19 protein-coding genes are annotated in these 21,259 nt (G+C 70.1%); 1 reads left to right on the top strand and 18 read right to left on the bottom strand.

What is annotated here, in order from left to right; translation table 11 throughout:
• Positions 1 to 42: 42 nt before the first annotated feature.
• From carB to pyrR, 6 genes are all read right to left on the bottom strand, one after another.
• Positions 43 to 3,351, bottom strand: coding sequence for a carbamoyl-phosphate synthase large subunit (carB, locus tag ABZZ74_RS14180; protein WP_356764492.1), 3,309 nt, complete (start codon positions 3,349 to 3,351; stop codon positions 43 to 45).
• Positions 3,344 to 4,486: a glutamine-hydrolyzing carbamoyl-phosphate synthase small subunit gene (gene carA / locus ABZZ74_RS14175; RefSeq protein ID WP_356764490.1), complete on the bottom strand. Its 1,143-nt coding sequence runs from the start codon at positions 4,484 to 4,486 to the stop codon at positions 3,344 to 3,346. Before carA ends, carB begins: the two co-directional genes overlap by 8 nt.
• Positions 4,483 to 5,055, bottom strand: a complete 573-nt coding sequence (locus ABZZ74_RS14170; RefSeq protein ID WP_356764488.1) for a hypothetical protein — start codon at positions 5,053 to 5,055, stop codon at positions 4,483 to 4,485. Before ABZZ74_RS14170 ends, carA begins: the two co-directional genes overlap by 4 nt.
• The gene (locus ABZZ74_RS14165; RefSeq protein ID WP_356764486.1) at positions 5,052 to 6,338 is read right to left on the bottom strand and encodes a dihydroorotase; all 1,287 of its coding nucleotides are present in this window, start codon (positions 6,336 to 6,338) and stop codon (positions 5,052 to 5,054) included. Before ABZZ74_RS14165 ends, ABZZ74_RS14170 begins: the two co-directional genes overlap by 4 nt.
• Before the next feature lie 5 nt (positions 6,339 to 6,343).
• Positions 6,344 to 7,321, bottom strand: coding sequence for an aspartate carbamoyltransferase catalytic subunit (locus ABZZ74_RS14160; protein ID WP_356764484.1), 978 nt, complete (start codon positions 7,319 to 7,321; stop codon positions 6,344 to 6,346).
• A gap of 84 nt (positions 7,322 to 7,405) precedes the next feature.
• Positions 7,406 to 7,981, bottom strand: coding sequence for a bifunctional pyr operon transcriptional regulator/uracil phosphoribosyltransferase PyrR (gene pyrR, locus ABZZ74_RS14155; protein WP_133044859.1), 576 nt, complete (start codon positions 7,979 to 7,981; stop codon positions 7,406 to 7,408).
• 254 nt (positions 7,982 to 8,235) lie between these two features.
• Here pyrR and bldD point away from each other — a divergent pair, with 254 nt between their 5' ends.
• Positions 8,236 to 8,739: a transcriptional regulator BldD gene (bldD, locus tag ABZZ74_RS14150; RefSeq protein WP_030166512.1), complete on the top strand. Its 504-nt coding sequence runs from the start codon at positions 8,236 to 8,238 to the stop codon at positions 8,737 to 8,739.
• A gap of 163 nt (positions 8,740 to 8,902) precedes the next feature.
• On the opposite strand, the gene nusB is transcribed toward bldD, so the two are convergent.
• The 12 genes from nusB to ABZZ74_RS14090 form a co-directional block, all read right to left on the bottom strand.
• Complete coding sequence (gene nusB / locus ABZZ74_RS14145; RefSeq protein ID WP_356764481.1) at positions 8,903 to 9,337, bottom strand: transcription antitermination factor NusB; 435 nt, start codon at positions 9,335 to 9,337, stop codon at positions 8,903 to 8,905.
• A 2-nt stretch (positions 9,338 to 9,339) separates the two neighbouring features.
• On the bottom strand, positions 9,340 to 9,906 hold the full coding sequence (gene efp / locus ABZZ74_RS14140) for an elongation factor P (RefSeq protein ID WP_020117452.1): 567 nt from the start codon (positions 9,904 to 9,906) through the stop codon (positions 9,340 to 9,342).
• A gap of 52 nt (positions 9,907 to 9,958) precedes the next feature.
• Positions 9,959 to 11,056, bottom strand: coding sequence for an aminopeptidase P family protein (locus tag ABZZ74_RS14135; protein ID WP_356764479.1), 1,098 nt, complete (start codon positions 11,054 to 11,056; stop codon positions 9,959 to 9,961).
• A gap of 102 nt (positions 11,057 to 11,158) precedes the next feature.
• Positions 11,159 to 12,016: a Pro-rich N-terminal domain-containing protein gene (locus tag ABZZ74_RS14130; protein ID WP_356764477.1), complete on the bottom strand. Its 858-nt coding sequence runs from the start codon at positions 12,014 to 12,016 to the stop codon at positions 11,159 to 11,161.
• A gap of 164 nt (positions 12,017 to 12,180) precedes the next feature.
• Positions 12,181 to 13,272: a 3-dehydroquinate synthase gene (gene aroB, locus ABZZ74_RS14125; protein ID WP_133044863.1), complete on the bottom strand. Its 1,092-nt coding sequence runs from the start codon at positions 13,270 to 13,272 to the stop codon at positions 12,181 to 12,183.
• Positions 13,269 to 13,784 carry a shikimate kinase gene (locus tag ABZZ74_RS14120; RefSeq protein WP_356764474.1) on the bottom strand — a complete coding sequence of 172 codons (516 nt, stop codon included), beginning with the start codon at positions 13,782 to 13,784 and terminating at the stop codon, positions 13,269 to 13,271. Before ABZZ74_RS14120 ends, aroB begins: the two co-directional genes overlap by 4 nt.
• Positions 13,781 to 14,965 (bottom strand): chorismate synthase, encoded by a 1,185-nt coding sequence (gene aroC, locus ABZZ74_RS14115; protein WP_356764472.1) that lies wholly within the window; start codon positions 14,963 to 14,965, stop codon positions 13,781 to 13,783. The genes ABZZ74_RS14120 and aroC overlap by 4 nt, the downstream gene beginning before the upstream one ends.
• Positions 14,966 to 15,117: 152 nt before the next feature.
• Positions 15,118 to 15,933: a shikimate dehydrogenase gene (locus ABZZ74_RS14110; protein WP_356764470.1), complete on the bottom strand. Its 816-nt coding sequence runs from the start codon at positions 15,931 to 15,933 to the stop codon at positions 15,118 to 15,120.
• Entirely contained in the window at positions 15,933 to 17,618 is a 1,686-nt protein-coding gene (mltG, locus tag ABZZ74_RS14105) for an endolytic transglycosylase MltG (RefSeq protein WP_356764468.1), read from the bottom strand. The genes ABZZ74_RS14110 and mltG overlap by 1 nt, the downstream gene beginning before the upstream one ends.
• A 131-nt stretch (positions 17,619 to 17,749) precedes the next feature.
• Positions 17,750 to 18,214, bottom strand: a complete 465-nt coding sequence (gene ruvX / locus ABZZ74_RS14100) for a Holliday junction resolvase RuvX (protein ID WP_356764516.1) — start codon at positions 18,212 to 18,214, stop codon at positions 17,750 to 17,752.
• 2 nt (positions 18,215 to 18,216) lie between these two features.
• Entirely contained in the window at positions 18,217 to 20,889 is a 2,673-nt protein-coding gene (alaS, locus tag ABZZ74_RS14095; protein ID WP_356764466.1) for an alanine--tRNA ligase, read from the bottom strand.
• Positions 20,889 to 21,251 (bottom strand): hypothetical protein, encoded by a 363-nt coding sequence (locus ABZZ74_RS14090; RefSeq protein WP_356764464.1) that lies wholly within the window; start codon positions 21,249 to 21,251, stop codon positions 20,889 to 20,891. The genes alaS and ABZZ74_RS14090 overlap by 1 nt, the downstream gene beginning before the upstream one ends.
• Between the last annotated feature and the right edge of the window lie 8 nt (positions 21,252 to 21,259).

Here is a 21,259-nt window from a genome sequence, read left to right as displayed (position 1 = left end):
TACAGAGGGGGACACCGTTTCCGGTGTCCCCCTCGTCGGCTGCTAGTCGCGGGCCGCGGTCAGGTGCTCCGCGTGTTCCTGGAGCGAACGGACGCCCACGTCACCGTGGTTGAGGGCGTCGATGCCCTGGACGGCCGCGGCGAGCGCCTGGACCGTCGTCAGGCACGGGACCGACCGCGCCACGGCCGCCGTACGGATCTCGTAGCCGTCGAGGCGGCCGCCGGTGCCGTACGGGGTGTTGACGATGAGGTCGACCTCGCCGTCGTGGATGAGCTGGACGATGGTCTTCTCACCGTTCGGGCCGGTGCCCTCGAACTGCTTGCGCACCACCGTGGCCTTGATGCCGTTGCGCTTGAGGACCTCTGCCGTGCCGGAGGTGGCGAGCAGCTCGAAGCCGTGCGCCACCAGCTCGCGCGCCGGGAAGATCATCGAGCGCTTGTCGCGGTTGGCGACCGAGATGAACGCGCGGCCCTTGGTGGGCAGCGGGCCGTAGGCGCCGGCCTGCGACTTGGCGTACGCCGTGCCGAAGACCGAGTCGATGCCCATGACCTCACCGGTGGAGCGCATCTCCGGGCCGAGGACGGTGTCGACGCCGCGTCCCTGGATGTCCCGGAAGCGCGACCAGGGCATGACCGCCTCCTTGACGGAGATCGGCGCGTCGAGCGGGAGCTCGCCGCCGTCACCGTTGGCCGGAAGCAGACCCTCCGCCCGCAGCTCGGCCACGGTCGCGCCGAGGGAGATACGGGCGGCGGCCTTGGCGAGCGGCACCGCGGTCGCCTTGGAGGTGAAGGGGACCGTACGGGACGCGCGCGGATTGGCCTCCAGGACGTACAGGATGTCGCCGGCCAGCGCGAACTGGATGTTGATCAGGCCGCGCACGCCGACCCCGCGCGCGATGGCCTCCGTCGAGGCCCGCAGCCGCTTGATGTCGAAGCCGCCCAGTGTGATCGGCGGCAGCGCGCAGGCCGAGTCGCCGGAGTGGATGCCGGCCTCCTCGATGTGCTCCATGACGCCACCGAGGTAGAGCTCCTCGCCGTCGTACAGCGCGTCGACGTCGATCTCGATGGCGTCGTCGAGGAAGCGGTCGACCAGGACCGGCCGGGAAGGGCTGATCTCGGTCGACTCGGCGATGTAGGTCGCGAGCCGGGTCTCGTCGTAGACGATCTCCATGCCGCGCCCGCCGAGGACGTACGACGGCCGCACGAGGACCGGATAGCCGATCTCGTCGGCGATGGCCTTGGCCTCGGCGAAGGTGGTGGCGGTGCCGTGCTTGGGGGCCGGCAGGCCCGCCTCGGCGAGCACGCGTCCGAAGGCGCCGCGGTCCTCGGCGGCGTGGATCGCCTCCGGGGAGGTGCCGACGATCGGCACGCCGTTGTCCTTGAGGGCCTGCGAGAGGCCGAGCGGGGTCTGGCCGCCCAGCTGGACGACGACACCGGCCACCGGGCCGGCCTGCTGCTCGGCGTGGACGATCTCCAGCACGTCCTCGAGCGTCAGCGGCTCGAAGTACAGGCGGTCGGAGGTGTCGTAGTCCGTGGAGACGGTCTCCGGGTTGCAGTTGACCATCACGGTCTCGTACCCGGCGTCGCTCAGCGCGAAGGAGGCGTGGACGCAGGAGTAGTCGAACTCGATGCCCTGGCCGATGCGGTTCGGACCGGAGCCCAGGATGATCACGGCCGGCTTCTCGCGCGCCGCGACCTCCGTCTCCTCGTCGTAGGAGGAGTAGAAGTACGGCGTCTTCGCCGCGAACTCGGCGGCGCAGGTGTCCACCGTCTTGTAGACCGGACGGATGCCCAGCGCGTGCCGCACCTCGCGCACGACGTCCTCGCGCAGGCCCCGGATCTCGCCGATCTGCTGGTCGGAAAACCCGTGCCGCTTGGCCTCTGCCAGCAGGCCGGGCGTGAGCTCCACCGCCTCGGCCAGCTCGTCGGCGATCTCCTTGATCAGGAAGAGCTGGTCGACGAACCAGGGGTCGATCTTCGTGTACTCGAAGACCTCCTCGGGCGTGGCGCCCGCGCGGATGGCCTGCATGACGGTGTTGATCCGGCCGTCGGTCGGGCGGACCGCCGCCTGCAGCAGCTGTCCCTTGTCGCCGGGCTCGCCGACGAAGGTGAACTGGCTGCCCTTCTTCTCCAGCGAGCGCAGCGCCTTCTGGAAGGCCTCGGTGAAGTTGCGGCCGATGGCCATGGCCTCGCCGACCGACTTCATGGTGGTGGTCAGCGTGGAGTCGGCCTGCGGGAACTTCTCGAAGGCGAATCGCGGGGCCTTGACGACCACGTAGTCGAGCGTGGGCTCGAAGGACGCCGGGGTCTCCTGGGTGATGTCGTTCGGGATCTCGTCGAGGGTGTAGCCGACGGCGAGCTTGGCGGCGATCTTGGCGATCGGGAAGCCGGTCGCCTTGGAGGCGAGGGCCGAGGAGCGCGACACGCGCGGGTTCATCTCGATGACGATCACGCGGCCGTCCTCGGGGTTCACCGCGAACTGGATGTTGCAGCCGCCGGTGTCGACGCCGACCTCGCGGATCACGGCGATGCCGATGTCCCGCAGGATCTGGTACTCGCGGTCGGTGAGCGTCATCGCGGGCGCGACGGTGATGGAGTCGCCGGTGTGCACGCCCATGGGGTCGAAGTTCTCGATGGAGCACACGACCACGACGTTGTCGTGCTTGTCGCGCATCAGCTCCAGCTCGTACTCCTTCCAGCCGAGGATGGACTCCTCCAGGAGCACCTCGGTGGTCGGCGAGAGGGTGAGGCCCTGGCCGGCGATGCGGCGCAGCTCCTCCTCGTCGTGCGCGAAGCCGGAGCCGGCGCCGCCCATGGTGAAGGACGGGCGGACGACCACCGGGTAGCCGCCGAGGGTGTCAACGCCCGCGAGGACGTCGTCCATGGAGTGGCAGATGACCGAGCGGGCGGACTCGCCGTGCCCGATCTTCTGGCGGACGGCCTCGACGACCAGCTTGAACTGGTCGCGGTCCTCGCCCTTGTGGATCGCCTCGACGTTGGCGCCGATCAGCTCGACGCCGTACTTGGCCAGGACGCCGTTCTCGTCCAGCGAGATGGCCGTGTTGAGGGCCGTCTGGCCGCCCAGCGTGGGCAGGAGGGCGTCGGGCCGCTCCTTGGCGATGATCTTCTCCACGAACTCCGGGGTGATCGGCTCGACGTAGGTGGCGTCGGCGATCTCCGGGTCGGTCATGATCGTCGCCGGGTTGGAGTTCACCAGGACGACCCGCAGGCCCTCGGACCGCAGGACGCGGCAGGCCTGGGTGCCGGAGTAGTCGAACTCGGCGGCCTGGCCGATGACGATCGGGCCGGAGCCGATGACCAGGACGGACTGGATATCGGTGCGCTTAGGCACGCTGGCCCTCCATCAGGGTTACGAAGCGGTCGAACAGGTACGCGGCGTCGTGCGGGCCGGCGGCCGCTTCGGGGTGGTACTGGACGCTGAAGGCAGGCTGGTCGAGCAGTTGCAGACCCTCGACCACGTCGTCGTTGAGGCAGACGTGGGAGACCTCGGCACGCCCGAACTTCGTCTCGCTGACCTTGTCGAGCGGCGCGTCGACGGCGAAGCCGTGGTTGTGCGCGGTGACCTCGACCTTGCCGGTCGTACGGTCCTGCACGGGCTGGTTGATGCCCCGGTGGCCGTACTTCAGCTTGTAGGTGCCGAAACCGAGGGCGCGGCCCAGGATCTGGTTGCCGAAGCAGATGCCGAACAGCGGCGTCCTGCGCTCCAGGACGGCGGTCATCAGCTCGACCGGCCCGTCGGCGGTGGCCGGGTCGCCGGGCCCGTTGGAGAAGAAGACCCCGTCGGGGTTGACGGCGTAGACCTCGTCGGCGGTGGCCGTGGCGGGCAGAACGTGCACCTCGATGCCGCGCTCGGCCATGCGGTGCGGGGTCATGCCCTTGATGCCGAGGTCGATCGCGGCGACGGTGAACTTCTTCTCGCCGACCGCCGGGACGACGTAGGCCTCCTGGGTGGCGACCTCCTCGTACAGCGAGGCGCCCTTCATGTGGGGCTGGGCCTGCACGCGCGCGAGGAGCTCGTCCTCGGCGGCGATCGCGTCCCCCGAGAAGATCCCGGCGCGCATGGAGCCGCGTTCGCGCAGATGGCGGGTGAGGGCGCGGGTGTCGATGCCGCTGATGCCCACGACGCCCTGCGCGAGAAGTTCGTCGTCCAGGGAGCGCTTGGCGCGCCAGTTGGACGGCACGCGGGCGGGGTCGCGGACGACGTAGCCGGAGACCCAGATCCGCTTGGACTCGTCGTCCTCGTCGTTCCAGCCGGTGTTGCCGATCTGCGGGGCGGTCGCGACGACGATCTGGCGGTCGTACGACGGATCGGTGAGAGTCTCCTGGTAGCCGGTCATGCCGGTCGAGAAGACCGCCTCGCCGAAGGTCACCCCCACGGCCCCGTAGGCGCGGCCGCGGAAGGTCCGGCCGTCCTCCAGGACGAGTACGGCGGGAACCCGGGTGGCTCCCCTGGTGGAGGTTGTCATCGTGCGCCTTCCGTCTTGTTGATCATCTGGTTCAGCGTGTCGACCCACTCGGTGTGCTCGGCCGCGTGGTCCGAGCGGAACCCTGAGTCGATCAGCCTCTCGCCGTGCGCCCACGTGACCACGAGCAGGCCGCCCTCGGTCAGCACCTTGCCGGCGATGCCCTTGTCGAGCCGGGCCTCGCGCAGCTGCGTCAGCGGGACGAAGAAGTCGGTCGCGCCGGGGCGTACGACGTCCAGTCCCGCGTCCGTCAGGGTGAGCTCGACCCGGCTGCGGGTGCCGAGGCCGTGCGCCACGATGCGGTCGAGCCACTGGCCGGCGGTCGTGGAGCCGTGGTAGCGGCCGCTCATCGTCAGTCTCGCCTCGCCGGGCTCCTCCGGCGACGCGGGCAGTTCGGGGATGTCCCCCTGGAGCGTGCCGCGCCATTTCCAGCCCTCGCGCATCAGCCAGTAGACGAGCGCGACGAAGAGGGCGAGGCCGACCAGCCAGCCGACGCGCGCGGCCCAGTCGGTGACCTGGGCCGACTTCTTCTCGGCGGCGAGTGAGGCGGCGAGCAGGGTTACTGGTGTCACGTGAGCTTCCCGTCGACGAGCGTGGCCTTGCCCCGGAGCCACGTGTGCGTCACACGGCCCGGCAGCTCACGCCCCTCGTACGGGGTGTTCCGGCTGCGCGAGGCGAAGCCCGCGGGGTCCACCGACCCACGGTATGCCGTGTCGACGAGCGTGAGGTTGGCGGGCTCACCAGCCGAGACGGGACGCCCGTGTCCCTGCGCCCGCCCGATCCGCGCGGGCTTGAAGGACATGCGCTCGGCGACCCCGGCCCAGTCCAGCAGGCCCGTCTCCACCATGGTCTCCTGCACCACTGACAACGCGGTCTCCAGGCCCACCATCCCCATGGCGGCCGCGGCCCACTCGCAGTCCTTGTCCTCGTGCGGGTGCGGGGCGTGGTCGGTGGCGACGATGTCGATCGTGCCGTCGGCCAGCGCCTCGCGCAGGGCCAGCACGTCGCGCTCGGTGCGCAGCGGCGGGTTGACCTTGTAGACCGGGTTGTAGGTGCGCACCAGCTCGTCCGTGAGGAGCAGGTGGTGCGGGGTGACCTCGGCGGTGACGTCGATGCCGCGGGACTTGGCCCAGCGGACGATCTCGACCGAGCCCGCGGTCGACAGGTGGCAGATGTGCACGCGGGAGCCGACGTGCTCGGCGAGCAGGACGTCCCGGGCGATGACCGATTCCTCGGCCACCGCCGGCCAGCCCCCGAGCCCCAGCTCGGCGGAGACGATCCCCTCGTTCATCTGGGCGCCCTCGGTCAGCCGCGGCTCCTGCGCGTGCTGCGCGACGACCCCGCCGAAGGCCTTCACGTACTCCAGGGCGCGCCGCATGATCACCGCGTCGTCGACGCACTTGCCGTCGTCCGAGAAGACGGTGACCCCGGCGGCCGACTCGTGCATGGCGCCCAGCTCGGCGAGCTTCCTGCCCTCCAGGCCGACGGTCACGGCGCCGATGGGCTGTACGTCGCAGTAGCCGTGCTCCTGGCCGAGCCGGTAGACCTGCTCGACGACACCGGCGGTGTCGGCGACCGGGAAGGTGTTGGCCATGGCGAAGACGGCCGTGTAGCCGCCGCTCGCGGCCGCGCGCGTACCGGTCAGCACGGTCTCGGAGTCCTCGCGTCCCGGCTCGCGCAGATGCGTGTGCAGGTCGACGAGGCCGGGCAGCAGCACCTTGCCGTCGGCCTCGACGACCTCCGCCCCCTCGGCCGACAGCCCGATGCCGACCGCCTCGATGACGGCGCCGTCGATCAGGACGTCCTGCGCCTCGCCGCCGAGCACCTTCGCGCCACGGATCAGGATCTTGCTCATCTGTCTTACTTCTCCTCGATACGGGCGTGGGTGACGGCGGGCTCGGCGCCGCCGAGCAGCAGGTACAGGACGGCCATCCGGATGGAGACTCCGTTTGCGACCTGCTCGACGACGGTGCAGCGGTCGGAGTCGGCGACCTCGGCGGTGATCTCCATGCCGCGGACCATCGGACCGGGGTGCATCACGATGGCGTGCTCCGGCATCCGCGCCATGCGGTCGCCGTCGAGGCCGTAGCGGCGCGAGTACTCGCGCTCGGTCGGGAAGAAGGCCGCGTTCATGCGCTCGCGCTGGACCCGCAGCATCATCACCGCGTCGGACTTGGTGAGCGTGGAGTCGAGGTCGTACGACACCTCGCAGGGCCAGGTCTCGACGCCGACCGGCACCAGGGTGGGCGGGGCGACCAGGGTGACCTCGGCGCCGAGCGTGTGCAGCAGGTCGACGTTGGAGCGGGCGACCCGGCTGTGCAGGATGTCACCGACGATGGTGATGCGCCGGCCGGACAGGTCCTGCCCGAGCCCGGCGTCCCGGCCGACGAGCCGGCGGCGCATGGTGAACGCGTCCAGCAGGGCCTGGGTGGGGTGTTGGTGGGTGCCGTCGCCGGCGTTGATGACGGCGGCGTCGATCCAGCCGGAGTTGGCGAGGCGGTAGGGGGCGCCGGAGGCGCCGTGCCGGATGACCACGGCGTCGACGCCCATGGCCTCCAGGGTCTGGGCGGTGTCCTTCAGGGACTCGCCCTTGGAGACGCTGGAGCCCTTGGCGGAGAAGTTGATGACGTCGGCCGAGAGGCGCTTCTCGGCGGCTTCGAAGGAGATACGCGTGCGCGTGGAGTCCTCGAAGAAGAGGTTGACGATCGTACGGCCGCGCAGGGTCGGCAGTTTCTTGATCGGCCGGTCCGCGACCCGGGCCATCTCCTCGGCGGTGTCGAGGATCAGGACGGCGTCGTCGCGGGTGAGGTCGGCGGCCGAGATGAGATGACGCTGCATCTGTCAGGCTCCGTAAGGCAGTTCAGGATTCGGGAGATTCCGGGCAGATCAGGGCACGCCGAACGGAGGCGTGCCAAGCGGCCGCTACTGGGTCTGCTTCGCGCCGAGCAGCACGGTGTCGCGACCGTCCTCCTCGGCGAGCTGGACCTTGACCGTCTCCCGCAGCGACGTGGGGAGGTTCTTGCCGACGTAGTCGGCGCGGATGGGCAGTTCGCGGTGGCCCCGGTCGACCAGGACCGCCAGCTGCACCGCGCGCGGGCGCCCGACGTCGTTCAGGGCGTCGAGGGCGGCTCTGACGGTCCGGCCGGAGAACAGCACGTCGTCGACGAGGACGACCAGCTTGCCGTCGATGCCGTCACCGGGGATCTCGGTGCGGGCCAGCGCACGCGGCGGATGCATGCGCAGGTCGTCGCGGTACATGGTGATGTCGAGCGAACCGCACGGGATCTTGCGGTCGGTGATCTCCTCGAGCTTGGCGGCGAGCCGCTGGGCGAGGAAGACGCCTCGGGTCGGAATGCCGAGCAGCACCACGTCGTCGGCGCCCTTGGCGCGCTCGACGATCTCGTGGGCGATGCGGGTCAGTACCCGCGCGATGTCAGGGCCTTCGAGCACGGGCCGGGCATCGGACGCCGGAATCCCGGACGTGTCCTGCGTGTCCATACGAAACGGACCTCCTTCTCCGCCTCACGGGACGGACCTTAAAGGACGTCGGATTTGCGCCATCCACGGTAGCAGGCCTCCACGACACGCCTGATCACCCCCCTGGCCCAATCGGCCACCGCTACCACGGAAGAGTCGGGGTGGACCATTCGGCTTGACGCAGAAGAATCACGCTGCGTAACCTCACAGTGAGTTACCAGACGCGCGGCCGCGGAACCTCCGCAGCCGCGTCGACACAGTGTCCGGGGAGCTATATGTCCAGCGAATACGCCAAACAGCTCGGGGCCAAGCTCCGGGCCATCCGCACCCAGCAGGGCCTTTCCCTCCACGGTGTCGAGGAGAAGAGCCAGGGACGCTGGAAGGCGGTCGTGGTCGGTTCGTACGAGCGCGGTGACCGCGCGGTGACCGTACAGCGTCTTGCCGAACTGGCGGATTTCTATGGCGTTCCCGTCCAGGAGCTGCTGCCGGGCACCACGCCGGGCGGCGCGGCCGAGCCGCCGCCGAAGCTGGTCCTCGACCTGGAGCGGCTGGCCACCGTGCCGGCCGAGAAGGCGGGGCCCCTGCAGCGCTACGCTGCCACGATCCAGTCGCAGCGCGGTGACTACAACGGCAAGGTGCTCTCGATCCGCCAGGACGACCTGCGCACACTCGCCGTCATCTACGACCAGTCGCCCTCGGTCCTCACCGAGCAGTTGATCAGCTGGGGCGTACTGGATGCCGACGCGCGTCGCGCGGTGGCCTCCCACGAGGAGGGCTGAGCCGCACGGCTCCTCAGCAGAAACGTGCCGCCGGGGTGGCCGGGACTTCAGGTTCCGGCCACCCCGGCGGCTTTCTCAGCCTCTCGGAGGCCGCTTCGGCCCCGGAACGCCAGGGGGCCCGCAGCAGTCACGCTGCGGGCCCCCTGGCGATGCCGTACCTCTGTCACGCCTCTTCGCGGCGCAGCGAGGGCTTGAGCTCCTTGAGCCGGCCCAGCAGGCCGTTGACGAACGCCGGTGACTCGTCCGTGGAGAACTCCTTGGCGAGCTGCACCATCTCGTCGAGGACCACGGCGTCCGGGACCTCGTCGACCCAGATCAGCTCGTAGGCGCCCAGGCGAAGGATGTTGCGGTCCACGACCGGCATGCGGTCCAGCGTCCAGCCGACCGAGTACTGCGCGATCAGCTCGTCGATCCGCTTCGCCTGCTTGGCGTAGCCCTCGATCAGCTGCATCGTGTACTCGCTCACCGGCGGCTGCCGTGGGTCGTCCCGGGAGAGCCGGATCCAGTCCGCGAGGACCGTCAGGACGTCGACTCCGCGCTGGTCGCCTTCGAAGAGGATCTGGAAGGCGCGCTTGCGGGCCGTGTTGCGGGCGGCCACGGTTAGCTGTTCACCCGGCCGAGGTAGTCGCTGGTACGGGTGTCGACCTTGATCTTCTCACCGGTGGTGATGAAGAGCGGGACCTGGATCTGGTGGCCGGTCTCCAGGGTCGCGGGCTTGGTGCCGCCGGTGGAGCGGTCACCCTGCAGGCCCGGCTCGGTCTCCTGGACGACGAGTTCGACGGCGGCCGGCAGCTCGACGAAGAGCACCTCGCCCTCGTGCTGGGCGACGGTGGCGGTGAAGCCCTCGATGAGGAAGTTGGCGGCGTCGCCGACGGCCTTGCGGTCGACCATCAGCTGGTCGTAGGTCTCCATGTCCATGAAGACGAAGTACTCGCCGTCCATGTACGAGAACTGCATGTCGCGCTTGTCGACAGTGGCCGTCTCGACCTTGACGCCGGCGTTGAAGGTCTTGTCGACGACCTTGCCCGAGAGCACGTTCTTGAGCTTGGTGCGCACGAAGGCCGGGCCCTTGCCGGGCTTGACGTGCTGGAACTCGACGACGGACCAGAGCTGGCCGCCTTCGAGCTTGAGCACAAGGCCGTTCTTGAGGTCGTTCGTGGAAGCCACGGTTGCGGAATCTCCTGGACTGACGTGGACGACCCCGGCGCACGCACGTTGCCTATAGTGCGAGCAGCTCCTTGGTCGTGATGGTGAGTAGCTCGGGTCCGCCGTCCGCCTCGGGGCGGACGACGAGCGTGTCATCGATCCGGACGCCGCCCCGGCCCGGGAGGTGGACCCCCGGTTCGACGGTGACCGGCACGCAAGCGTCCAGTTTACCCATGGCTGAAGGGGCCAGCTGCGGGTCCTCGTCGATTTCGAGTCCGACACCGTGGCCGATCAGCGGGGGCAGGCCCTGGGTGTACCCCGCGGAGTCCAGCACCTGCCGAGCCGCCCGGTCCACGTCACGGTGGGCGGCTCCCGGCGCCAGCGCCTCGCGTCCGGCGCGCTGAGCGGCGAAGACGAGGTCGTAGAGCTGGATCTGCCAGTCGGCGGGTGAGGTGCCGATGACGAAGGTGCGGCCGATCTCGCAGCGGTATCCGCGGTAGGTCGCCCCGAGGCAGACGGAGAGGAAGTCGCCCTCCTCGACCCGGCGGTCGGTGGGGCGGTGGGCGCGACGGCCGGCGTTGGGGCCGGTGGCGACGGAGGTGGGGAACGCGGGGCCGTCGGCGCCGTGGTCGACGAGACGGCGTTCCAGTTCGAGGGCGAGGTGGCGTTCGGTGCGGCCGACGAGGATGGACTCCAGGAGCTCGCCCAGGGCCTGGTCGGCGATCTCGGCGCCGATGCGGAGGCAGGAGATCTCCTCCTCGTCCTTGACGACCCTGAGCTGCTCGACCGCGCCGCCGATGTCCGCGAGGCGGAGCCTTGGTACGACCGAGCGGAGTTCGCGGTGGCGGGCGACGGTGAGGTGGTGTTCCTCCAGGGCGAGGGAGTCGATGCCCTGTGCCTTCGCGAGACCGGCGGCGGCCACCGCGGGATCGCCGGGGCCGGGCAGGGCTTGGAGCCTGAGGTTGTCGTCGGGACGCCCGTCGGTCGAGCGCTCCTCGTAGGGGCGGACCAGGACGTCCTCGCTCCTGCCCAGCAGGAGGACGGCGCCCCGGGGGGCGGGGCCCGCGAGGTAGCGGACGTTGGCGGGGCGGGAGACGATCGCTGCCGCGTTGCCGGCGGCGTTGCACTGCTCCCTTAGCCGGTTTCGGCGGATCGCGTACATCTCTGACATGAGATGAGCGTAGGAGGGGTGGGCGATTTGTGCCGGTTGGGAGGGTGCCGTTCGGGGGATCGGGTGCCGGGGAGAGAGGCAGGGCATCCGCTCGTCCCCGGTCTACCAGTTCGGGGGGCTCGCGATCGAGCGGGCCAGGACGTCGTCCAGGACCCGGGCCGTCTGGGGGATGTCCAGCTGGCTGTTGTCGATGATCGGCAGGCCCGAGCCGTACCAGCCCGCCATGCGGCCGTGGATGCGGGCCACCTCCTCGTCGGTGAGGCGGCGGTTGCCCGAGCGTTCGGCGTTGCGTTCCAGGACGATCTCGAGGCCGGGGAGGAGGACGACCGGCAGGAGACCGGGGCCCACGTGGCGCTTCCAGCCGCCGAGGCCGACCACCGGGCGGTCGGGGAAGACGGCGTCGTCGAGGATGCAGGAGATGCCGTTGGCCAGGAAGTTGCGGGCGGCGAAGCCGCAGGTGCGGCGGGCGAGCCGGTACTGCGCCTCGGAGTTGTCGTTCCAGCCGGACTGGGGGTTGGCGAAGCCGGAGCGGACCCATTCGCGGACGTCGTCGAGGCTGATGTGGGCCGTGGGCACGCGCCGGTGGTCGGCCCAGTACTTGGCGACGCTGGTCTTGCCTGCGCCCGCGGGCCCGATCAGCAGCACGGCGAGCGTCGTGCCAGTGGGGTCGGGGGCCGTCGCCGTGGTGGGCGGGGCGCTGGGTACGGCGACCGGGGCACCGGGGGGCAGCGGGACATGGCCCGTGGTGTCCGGCGGCGGTGGCGCGTGGTGCGGGGCCGGGGGGATCGGGGCCGCAGGTGCTCCGGGGAAGGCCGGGGCGGGGGGTGGCGGAGGAACGGGGGCCGAGCCCTGGTGCGGGCCCGGGTGGCTCGGGTGCTGTGCGGCCGGTGGCCGGCCGGCGGCCGGTCCCTGCCCCGGCTGGTGGGGCGGCGGCAGCGGAGAACCCACTGCGTGCTGCATCCGGTGCCACTCCGTCTCATCAGGCAAATTGGCGCTGGCAGCGGGGTGGCACCCCGCTCCCTACCGAACGGTACCGTCCCCGGCCGCCGTTTGGTGAACGGCCGGGGGCGGTGTGAAGTGCCCTTATGGGCAAGGCACATAGGACGGATGGTGCGTGGGGAGACTTACTCGCCCACTTCGCCGTACGCGGCCAGCAGCACGGCCGGGTCGGGTCCCTCCAGGACGGTCGGCTTGGCGAGGCCGTCCAGGACGATGAAGCGCAAAAGGTCGCCGCGAGACTTCTTGTCGACCTTCATCGTCTCCAGCAGCTTGGGCCACTGGTCGTAGCGGTAGTGGAGGGGGAGGCCGACGGATTCCAGGATCGTACGGTGGCGGTCCGCCGTCGCGTCGTCCAACCGGCCCGCCAGACGGCCGAGTTCGGCGGCGAAGTGCATGCCGACCGCGACCGCGGCACCGTGCCGCCACTTGTAGCGCTCGTTCTTCTCGATGGCGTGGCCGAGCGTGTGGCCGTAGTTGAGGATCTCCCTGAGACCCGCTTCCTTCAGGTCCGAGGAGACCACCTCTGCCTTGACGCGGATCGAGCGCTCGATGAGCTCGGCGGTGTGCGGACCGGCCGGGGTGCGGGCGGCCTCCGGGTCGGACTCGATGAGCTCGAGGATCACCGGGTCGGCGATGAAGCCCGCCTTGATGATCTCGGCGAGTCCGGAGACGTAGTCGTTGACCGGGAGGGAGTCGAGGGCCGCCAGGTCGCACAGGACACCGGCCGGTGGGTGGAAGGCGCCCACCAGGTTCTTGCCCTCGGCGGTGTTGATGCCGGTCTTGCCTCCGACGGCCGCGTCCACCATCGCCAGGACGGTGGTGGGGACGGCGATCCAGCGCACACCGCGCAGCCAGCTCGCGGCGACGAATCCGGCCAGGTCGGTGGTCGAGCCACCGCCCACGCCCACGATGACGTCGGTGCGGGTGAACCCGGACTGGCCGAGTGCCTTCCAGCAGTAGGCGGCGACCTCGGCGGTCTTGGCCTCCTCCGCGTTGGGCACCTGGATGGCGACGGCCTCGTAGCCCTGCTCGGCCAGGTCGGCGCGCAGCGCGTCACCGGTCTCGGCGAGCGCCTCGGGGTGGATCACGGCCACCCGCCTGGCCTTCTCCCCCACCAACCCGGCCAGCTCGCCCAGCAGTTGACGGCCCACCAGAACCTCGTACGGGTCGCTGCCCGCGCTCCCGCCGACCTGGATCCGGGTGACTGCCTCGCTCATGCCTGCTTCAACTCCAAAGCGTCCAGGACGACTTCAGTGACTTCTTCGGGTGTACGGCCGTCGGTGGCCACCACCACCGTGGCGACCTCCTCGTACAGGTGCCGCCGGGCCTCCATCAGCTCGCGCCACTGCTTGCGCGGGTTGACCGCGAGCAGCGGACGGGCCGCGTTCAACCCGGTGCGCTTGACCGCCTCCTCGACGTCCATCGAGAGGTAGACCACCCGCTGCCCGGCCAGCAGCGCGCGGGTGTCCGCGTCCAGGATCGAGCCGCCGCCCAGCGCCAGCAGCCCCTCGTGCTCGCCGAGCGCCCGGTGCACGGCCGCCTTCTCGATCGCCCGGAAGACCGGCTCGCCCTCGTCGACGAAGATCTCCGCGATGCTGCGGCCCTGCTCGGCGACGATGTCGTCGTCCGTGTCCCGGTAACCCACCCCGAGCCGCCCGGCCAGCAGTTGCCCGACGGTGGACTTGCCCACGCCCATCGGACCGACCAGGACGAGAAGCGGCCCGCTCACCGGATGGCCAGGTTGTCGAGGTAGGAGCGCACGTTGCGGCTGGTCTCGGCCACGCTGTCACCGCCGAACTTCTCCGCCACCGCGTCCGCCAGCACCAGCGCCACCATCGCCTCGGCGACGATGCCGGCCGCCGGGACGGCCGAGACGTCGGAGCGCTGGTGGTGCGCCTGTGTCGCCTCGCCGGTGGCCACGTCCACCGTCTTCAAAGCCCGCGGCACGGTCGCGATCGGCTTCATCGCCGCCCGCACCCGCAGCAGCTCACCGGTGGACAGACCACCCTCGGTGCCGCCGGAACGGCCCGAGACTCGCCGGATGCCCTCCGGCGTGCCCACGATCTCGTCGTGCGCCTTCGAACCCGGCACCCGCGCCAGCTCGAACCCGTCGCCGACCTCGACGCCCTTGATCGCCTGGATGCCCATCAGCGCACCCGCCAGCCGGGCGTCCAGCCTCCGGTCCCAGTGCACGTGCGAGCCCAGCCCCACCGGCACCCCGTAGGCCAGCACCTCGACGACACCGCCGAGGGTGTCGCCGTCCTTGTGGGCCTGGTCGACCTCCGCGACCATCGCCTTGGAGGTGTCCGCGTCCAGACAGCGCAGCGGGTCGGCGTCCAGCCTCTCCACATCCGCCGGCGTCGGGTACGCGCCCTGCGGGGCCTTCACCGAGCACAGCTCCACGACATGGCTGACGATCTCGATGCCGGCCGTCTCCTTCAGGTACGACCGGGCCACCGCGCCCAGCGCCACCCGCGCCGCCGTCTCCCGCGCCGAGGCACGCTCCAGGATCGGGCGGGCCTCGTCGAAGCCGTACTTCTGCATGCCCGCCAGGTCGGCGTGACCGGGCCGAGGACGGGTCAGCGGGGCGTTGCGGGCCAGCCCGGCGAGGATCTCGGGGTCGATGGGGTCGGCCGCCATGACCTGCTCCCACTTGGGCCACTCGGTGTTGCCCACCATGACCGCGACCGGCGAGCCGAGGGTCAGACCGTGCCGCACACCGCCGAGGAAGGTGACCTCGTCACGCTCGAACTTCATGCGCGCACCGCGTCCATAACCGAGCCGGCGCCGGGCCAGGTGGTCCGCCACCATCTCCGTGGTGATCGGCACACCGGCGGGAAGACCCTCCAGCGTCGCCACGAGTGCGGGACCGTGGGACTCCCCCGCGGTCAGCCAGCGCAACCTGCTCAACGGTGCTCCTCAGTGCTCGCGCCCTGGTACTGCTGCGTACGCGCGTCCTCGCGTACGGCGACGGCGCGACCAGGTGCGCGGATCTGGCCCGCCACCTCCGATCCTCCCACGTCCCGGGGACGGCTCAGATCCGAGTCCGGCAGACGGACAGATCAGGCCGGTCGGGCGGCCTCCCGCATCGCGGCCAGCGGAGAGCGCGGGTCACCGGTGAACTGGTGGAACTGGAAGACGGCCTGGTGCACCAGTAGGTCGAGGCCGCTGAGCACCTGCCCGCCGCGGTCCCGCCAGGCGGCGGCGAGCGGGGTGGGCCAGGGGTCGTACAGGACGTCGAAGAGCGTGCCGACCCGGTCGGGGAGCGACGCGGCGAGCTGGTCGGTGCCTCCGGCGGGCGTCGTCGAGATCACCAGGGGCGCCTCGAAGGCCCGTACCGCCTCGGCCCAGTCCGCCGGGCGGACCTGCACACCGAGCCTGCTGCCCCACTGCCGCATCTCGTCGGCGCGCCGCTCGCTGCGCACGTACACGGTGACCTCACCGCTGCACAGCCTGGCCAGGGCCGCGAGGGCCGAGGACGCGGTGGCCCCGGCGCCGAGAACGGCCGCCGACTCGACCTTCTCCACGCCCCGCTCCTCCAGGGCGGCGATCAGGCCCGGGATGTCGGTGTTGTCGCCGACCTTCCGCCCGTCCGGACGGAAGACCACGGTGTTGACGGCCTCCACCGAGGCCGCCGTGTCGGTCATCTCGTCCAGCAGCGGGATGACCGCCCGCTTGAGCGGCATGGTCAGTGACAGCCCGGCCCACTCGGGACCGAGCCCGCCGAGGAAACCGGGCAGCGCGGCCTCGTCGATCTCGAACCTGTCGTACGACCAGTCGTCCAGGCCCAGCGCCCGGTACGCCGCGGTGTGCAGCCGGGGCGAGAGGGAGTGGGCGATGGGCGAGCCGAGCACGGCCGCCCGGTGGGGTGTTGCCATCAGTTCTTGTTCCTCGACGCGTTGAACTCCTGGACCAGCCTGTCGTGCTCGGCCAGCGTCTTGGTGAACTTGCTGGTCTTGCCGTCCAGGGAGATGAAGTAGTACCAGCCGTCGTGCGTCGGGGCGAGCGCGCCCTTGATCGCCTCCTCGCCGGGGTTGTCGATCGGGCCGGGCGGCAGTCCCTTGACGTAGTACGTGTTGTACGGGTTGTTGTACTTGCGCAGCTCGGCGATGCTCAGGTCGATCTTGCTCTGGTTCTTGACGTAGTTGTACGTCGAGTCGAACTCCAGCGAGCCGTAGGTCTCGGGGTTGCCGGGCTTGAGACGGTTGTAGACGACCTCGGCCATCTTGCGGAAGTCATCGTGGCTCGTGCCCTCGGCCTGTACCAGGCTCGCCACGGTGAGCAGCTGCCAGGGGCTGTCGAGGCCGAGGCTCTTGGCCTTGCTCCGCAGACCCAGTTCCTCGTACTTGTCGTTGGCCCGGGTGACCATGTCCTTCAGGACGGCCTCGGGCTTCTGGCCCTTGCTGACCGCGTAGCTGGACGGGTAGAGGAACCCTTCCAGCGGATCCTTGAGATTGGGGTGGTTCAGCGCCCAGGAGGGCAGGCCGAGCTTCTTGTAGTCCTGCTTGGCGATCTTCGCCGTGGTGCCGTCGGTGACACCGAGACGCGCGTCGATCAGCTTGTAGACGGACGCGTTGCGCGTACCCTCGGCGATGATCAGGTTGCTGCGGCTCTTCGGGCTGAGCATCAGTTCGACCGCGCTGGCGGCCGACATCTGCTTCTCGAGCGTGTAGACGCCGTCCTGGATCTTCTTGCCGTCGGGGTTCGACTGCTGCGCCGAGACGAAGGCGTCGACGCTTTTGACGACACCCGCCTCCTTGAGCTTCTGCCCGATCACATAGCCGCCGGCACCCTTGGGGATGACGACCGTGACCTGGGCGCCGTCACCCTGGCCCGCGTAGTCCGGCGCCGGGCCGAAACGATTTTGGTAGAACTGCCAGCTGAAATAGCCGACACCGGCGGCACCGCCGCCGAAGACCAGCACGAGGACGAGACAGGCGACGCCGTTGCGGCTCTTCTTCTTCGGCTTCTTGCCGCCGCGGCCCTTGCGACCCTCACCCGGGTCGACGTCCTCGTCCGCCTCGTCCGCCTCGCCGTCGCCGTCACCGGCGAAGAAGGCGTGTTCTCCCTGGTCGGGGCCCGGGTCCCAGTCGGTCTGCGGTGGTTCGGGCTCCACCTGGCGGCGGCTCGGCGGCTCGGGCGGGGGGTAGGCGTCCTGGGTGCCGTAGTAGTCGGGCTGCTCGCCGCCGTACCCGGCGGACGCCTGCTGGGCATAGGGGTCCTGGGGGTCCGTGTACTGGACATGCGTATGCGTGCCCTGGCCCCAGGCCTGCTGGTCGTACGACTGCTGCTGTCCCTGACCCGCGTAGTACTGCTGGTCGTACTGCTGGTCGTACTGCTGGTACTGCTGCGCCTGATCGTAGTGGGCCTGCTCGCCCTCGCCCCAGCCGCCGTCGTAGTACTGCTGCTGCTGCTGCGGCTGCTCCGGATAATGCTGCGGCTGGCCGCCGTAGGGGGACTGCTGGCCCGCGTGGGCCTGCTGTCCACCCCATCCGTCGTCCCCGTACAACGGGTCCTCCGGATGCCACGGTTCGGAGCCTTGGCCCCGGCCATACTCAGTCATCAAACCCCTAGAGCCGCGAGGCGGGGCGCGATCACGTGGCCTTCGTCGGGCCCGCTCACCGTTCCGCCTCTTTCTGTGCACCGGCTGTTCGAATCAGCGGCGCAGTCGCGCGGAACGTTACCGTATCGCGATCAGATGACCACTTCGACGCCCTCGCCGGGCGCTTTACCTGACACCCGTTCGGATTCCAGGGCTTGCTGGAGGATGATCACAGCGGCTGCCTGGTCGATCACCGAGCGGCCCTTCTTGGCCTTCACCCCTGAGGCGCGCAGTCCCTGACTGGCCGTCACCGTGGTCATCCGCTCGTCGACCAGACGGACCGGGACGGGCTTGATGCCCTTGGCCAGCTCCTGGGCGAAGGCCCGAACCTTTACCGCGGCCGGTCCCTCGCCCCCCTTGAGGGAGCGCGGGAGTCCGACGACGACCTCGATCGGCTCGTACTCCTCGACCAGCTGACGCAGCCGGCGGTGGGCTGCCGGGAGGTCACGGCCGGGGACCGTCTCCACCGGGGTGGCGAGGATCCCATCGGGGTCGCAGGAGGCGACCCCGATCCGGGCGTCCCCGACGTCGATGGCGAGCCGCCGGCCTCTGCGCATGGTCACTTCGCCGTGTCCGTGACCAGCCGCTCGACCGCGTCGACAGCCTCGCCGATGGCGGCCGGGTTCTGGCCGCCGCCCTGGGCGACGTCCGGCTTGCCGCCACCGCCGCCGCCGAGGGTCTTGGCGGCGGTGCGCACCAGGTCACCGGCCTTCAGACCCCGCTCGCGGGCGGGTTCGTTGGTGGCGATGACGGTGAGGGGCTTGCCGTTGTTGACCGTGAAGAGGGCCACCACGGCGGCCCGTCCGCCCTGGATGCGGCCGCGGACGTCGAGGACCAGCTTGCGCAGGTCGTCGGGGGTCGTACCGTCCGGGACCTGCCCCGTGACGACGGCGATGCCGCGGATGTCCTTGGCGGATCCGGCGAGACCGGCGGCGGCCTGGAGCACCTTCTCGCCGCGGAACTTCTCGATCTCCTTCTCGGCGTCCTTCAGCTTGCCGAGCATGGCGGAGACCTTCTCCGGAAGCTCCTCGGGACGGCCCTTGATCAGCTCCTGGAGCTGGGCGACGACCGTGTGCTCGCGGGCGAGGAAGTTGTAGGCGTCGACGCCGACCAGGGCCTCGATACGGCGGACACCGGAACCGATCGACGACTCGCCGAGCAGCTTCACCAGGCCCAGCTGGGAGGTGTTGTGGACGTGCGTGCCGCCGCACAGCTCCTTGGAGAAGTCGCCGATGGTCACCACGCGCACCCGCTCGCCGTACTTCTCGCCGAACTCGGCGATGGCGCCCTGCTTCTTGGCCTCGTCGATGCCCATGATGTCGGCGCGGACGTCGAGGTCGCGGGCGAGGACCTCGTTGATCTTCTGCTCGACGTCGGTCATCACGGCCGTCGGGACGGCGGAGGGCGAGCCGAAGTCGAAGCGGAAGCGGCCGGGCTGGTTCTCGGAACCGGCCTGGGCGGCCGTCGGGCCGAGCGCGTCGCGCAGCGCCTGGTGGGTGAGGTGGGTGGCCGAGTGGGCGCGGGCGATGGCCGTCCGGCGGCGGGCGTCGATGGAGGCGTGGGCCTTTGCGCCGACCGTCACCTCGCCGACCTGGACGACGCCCTTGTGGACGTAGACGCCAGGGACCGGCTTCTGGCAGTCGCGGACCTCGATGACGGCACCGGTGTCGACCTTGATGCGGCCGGTGTCGCCGATCTGGCCGCCGCCCTCGGCGTAGAAGGGGGTGCGGTCGAGGACGATCTCGACCTCGTCGCCCTCGGTGGCGGCCGGGGAGGAGGCGCCGTCGACGAGGATGCCGACGATCGTGGACTCGCCCTCGGTGTCGCTGTAGCCGATGAAGTCGGTCTCACCGACCTTGTCGGCGATCTCCCGGTAGGCGCCCGCGCCGGCGTGGCCGGTCTTCTTGGCCTGGGCGTCGGCCTTGGCGCGCTCCCGCTGCTCCTTCATCAGGCGGCGGAAGCCCTCCTCGTCCACGGAGAGGCCCTGTTCGGCGGCCATCTCCAGGGTGAGGTCGATCGGGAAGCCCCAGGTGTCGTGGAGCAGGAACGCCTTGTCACCGGCGAGGACCGTGCCACCGGCCTGCTTGGTCTCGGTGACGGCCGTGTCGAGGATGTTGGTGCCGGCCTTCAGCGTCTTGAGGAAGGCGTTCTCCTCGGCGAGCGCGACCTTCTCGATGCGCTCGCGGTCGGTGACCAGCTCCGGGTACTGCTGGCCCATCATGCCGATCACGGTGTCGATCAGGTCGAGCACGACCGGGCCGGTGGCGCCCAGCAGCCGCATGTTGCGGATGGCGCGGCGCATGATGCGGCGCAGGACGTAGCCGCGGCCCTCGTTGCCCGGGGTGACGCCGTCGCCGATGAGCATGACGGAGGTGCGCATGTGGTCGGTGACCACGCGCAGGGAGACGTCCGAGGCGTGAGCGTCGCCGTAGGCGACACCGGTCAGCTCGGTGGCCTTGTTGATGACGGCCATGGAGGTGTCGATTTCGTACATGTTCTGCACGCCCTGCAGAATCATCGCGAGTCGCTCCAGGCCGAGGCCCGTGTCGATGTTCTTGCTGGGGAGCTCGCCGAGGATCTCGAAGTTGTCCTTGCCGATGCCCTCGCCGCGCTCGTACTGCATGAAGACGAGGTTCCAGATCTCCACGTACCGCTCGTCGTTGACGGCGGGGCCGCCCTCGACGCCGAACTCGGGGCCGCGGTCGTAGTTGATCTCGGAACAGGGGCCGCAGGGCCCGGGGACGCCCATGGACCAGTAGTTGTCCTTCATGCCGAGGCGCTGGATGCGCTCCTTCGGCACCCCGACGACCTCGTGCCAGATGCGCTCGGCCTCGTCGTCGTCCTTGTAGACGGTGATCCACAGGCGGTCGGGCTCCAGGCCGTAACCGCCCTTGTCCTGGGGCGTGGTGAGCAGCTCCCAGGCGTACTTGATGGCGCCTTCCTTGAAGTAGTCGCCGAAGGAGAAGTTGCCGCACATCTGGAAGAAGGTGCCGTGCCGGGTGGTCTTGCCGACCTCCTCGATGTCCGGCGTGCGCACGCACTTCTGGACGCTGGTGGCACGGTCGAAGGGCGGCTTGACCTCACCCAGGAAGTAGGGCTTGAAGGGCACCATGCCAGCCGGGACGAGGAGCAGAGTCGGGTCGTCCGCGATGAGCGACGCCGAAGGGACGACGGTGTGCCCGCGCTCCTCGAAGAAGCTCAGCCAGCGGCGGCGAATCTCGGCCGACTCCATCAGTGGTCCTCATTCCGGTTGTACGAGTTGTTCGAGTACGTCTGGTACGTCGAACCGTCGACGTACTTCGGGTTGTTGCGGTTCTCGATGGCGGCGTACCGCCGGGGCGCGGGGAGCTCGGGGGCCGCGTTGATGCCGAGGGCCTCGCCCAGCTCCTCCTCCCGCCGGGCCATGTTGTCGCGGACGTCCAGCGCGAAGCCGACCGCGCGGTCCTTGATGCGGTGACCGGCCTCGAGCGCCTTGTTGGCCGCGCCGACCGCGAGGTTCTCGGGGGTCAGCTGCTTCAGCTTGCGGTTGACCTTGGTGGTGGCCCACACACCGGCGGCGACGCCCGTGCTGAACCAGAACGTACGGCGGAACATCGCTAGGT

Source organism: Streptomyces sp. NPDC006476 (genome assembly GCF_040612015.1).
GTDB classification, from domain to species: Bacteria; Actinomycetota; Actinomycetes; order Streptomycetales; family Streptomycetaceae; genus Streptomyces; species Streptomyces griseorubiginosus_B.
The sequence above is the reverse complement of the archived record's forward strand: the minus strand, read 5'-3'. Positions and strand labels throughout refer to the sequence as shown.

Excerpts from the sequence above, each read along its gene's own strand:
- alaS (WP_356764466.1), bottom strand. The coding sequence starts at position 20,889 with ATGGAGTCGGCCGAGATTCGCCGCCGCTGGCTGAGCTTCTTCGAGGAG.
- ABZZ74_RS14135 (WP_356764479.1), bottom strand. The coding sequence starts at position 11,056 with ATGTCAGAGATGTACGCGATCCGCCGAAACCGGCTAAGGGAGCAGTGC.
- ABZZ74_RS14165 (WP_356764486.1), bottom strand. The coding sequence starts at position 6,338 with ATGAGCAAGATCCTGATCCGTGGCGCGAAGGTGCTCGGCGGCGAGGCG.
- ABZZ74_RS14160 (WP_356764484.1), bottom strand. The coding sequence starts at position 7,321 with ATGCAGCGTCATCTCATCTCGGCCGCCGACCTCACCCGCGACGACGCC.
- carA (WP_356764490.1), bottom strand. The coding sequence starts at position 4,486 with ATGACAACCTCCACCAGGGGAGCCACCCGGGTTCCCGCCGTACTCGTC.
- ruvX (WP_356764516.1), bottom strand. The coding sequence starts at position 18,214 with ATGCGCAGAGGCCGGCGGCTCGCCATCGACGTCGGGGACGCCCGGATC.
- mltG (WP_356764468.1), bottom strand. The coding sequence starts at position 17,618 with ATGACTGAGTATGGCCGGGGCCAAGGCTCCGAACCGTGGCATCCGGAG.
- bldD (WP_030166512.1), top strand. The coding sequence starts at position 8,236 with ATGTCCAGCGAATACGCCAAACAGCTCGGGGCCAAGCTCCGGGCCATC.
- ABZZ74_RS14130 (WP_356764477.1), bottom strand. The coding sequence starts at position 12,016 with ATGCAGCACGCAGTGGGTTCTCCGCTGCCGCCGCCCCACCAGCCGGGG.
- ABZZ74_RS14110 (WP_356764470.1), bottom strand. The coding sequence starts at position 15,933 with ATGGCAACACCCCACCGGGCGGCCGTGCTCGGCTCGCCCATCGCCCAC.
- pyrR (WP_133044859.1), bottom strand. The coding sequence starts at position 7,981 with ATGGACACGCAGGACACGTCCGGGATTCCGGCGTCCGATGCCCGGCCC.
- ABZZ74_RS14090 (WP_356764464.1), bottom strand. The coding sequence starts at position 21,251 with ATGTTCCGCCGTACGTTCTGGTTCAGCACGGGCGTCGCCGCCGGTGTG.
- aroB (WP_133044863.1), bottom strand. The coding sequence starts at position 13,272 with ATGAGCGAGGCAGTCACCCGGATCCAGGTCGGCGGGAGCGCGGGCAGC.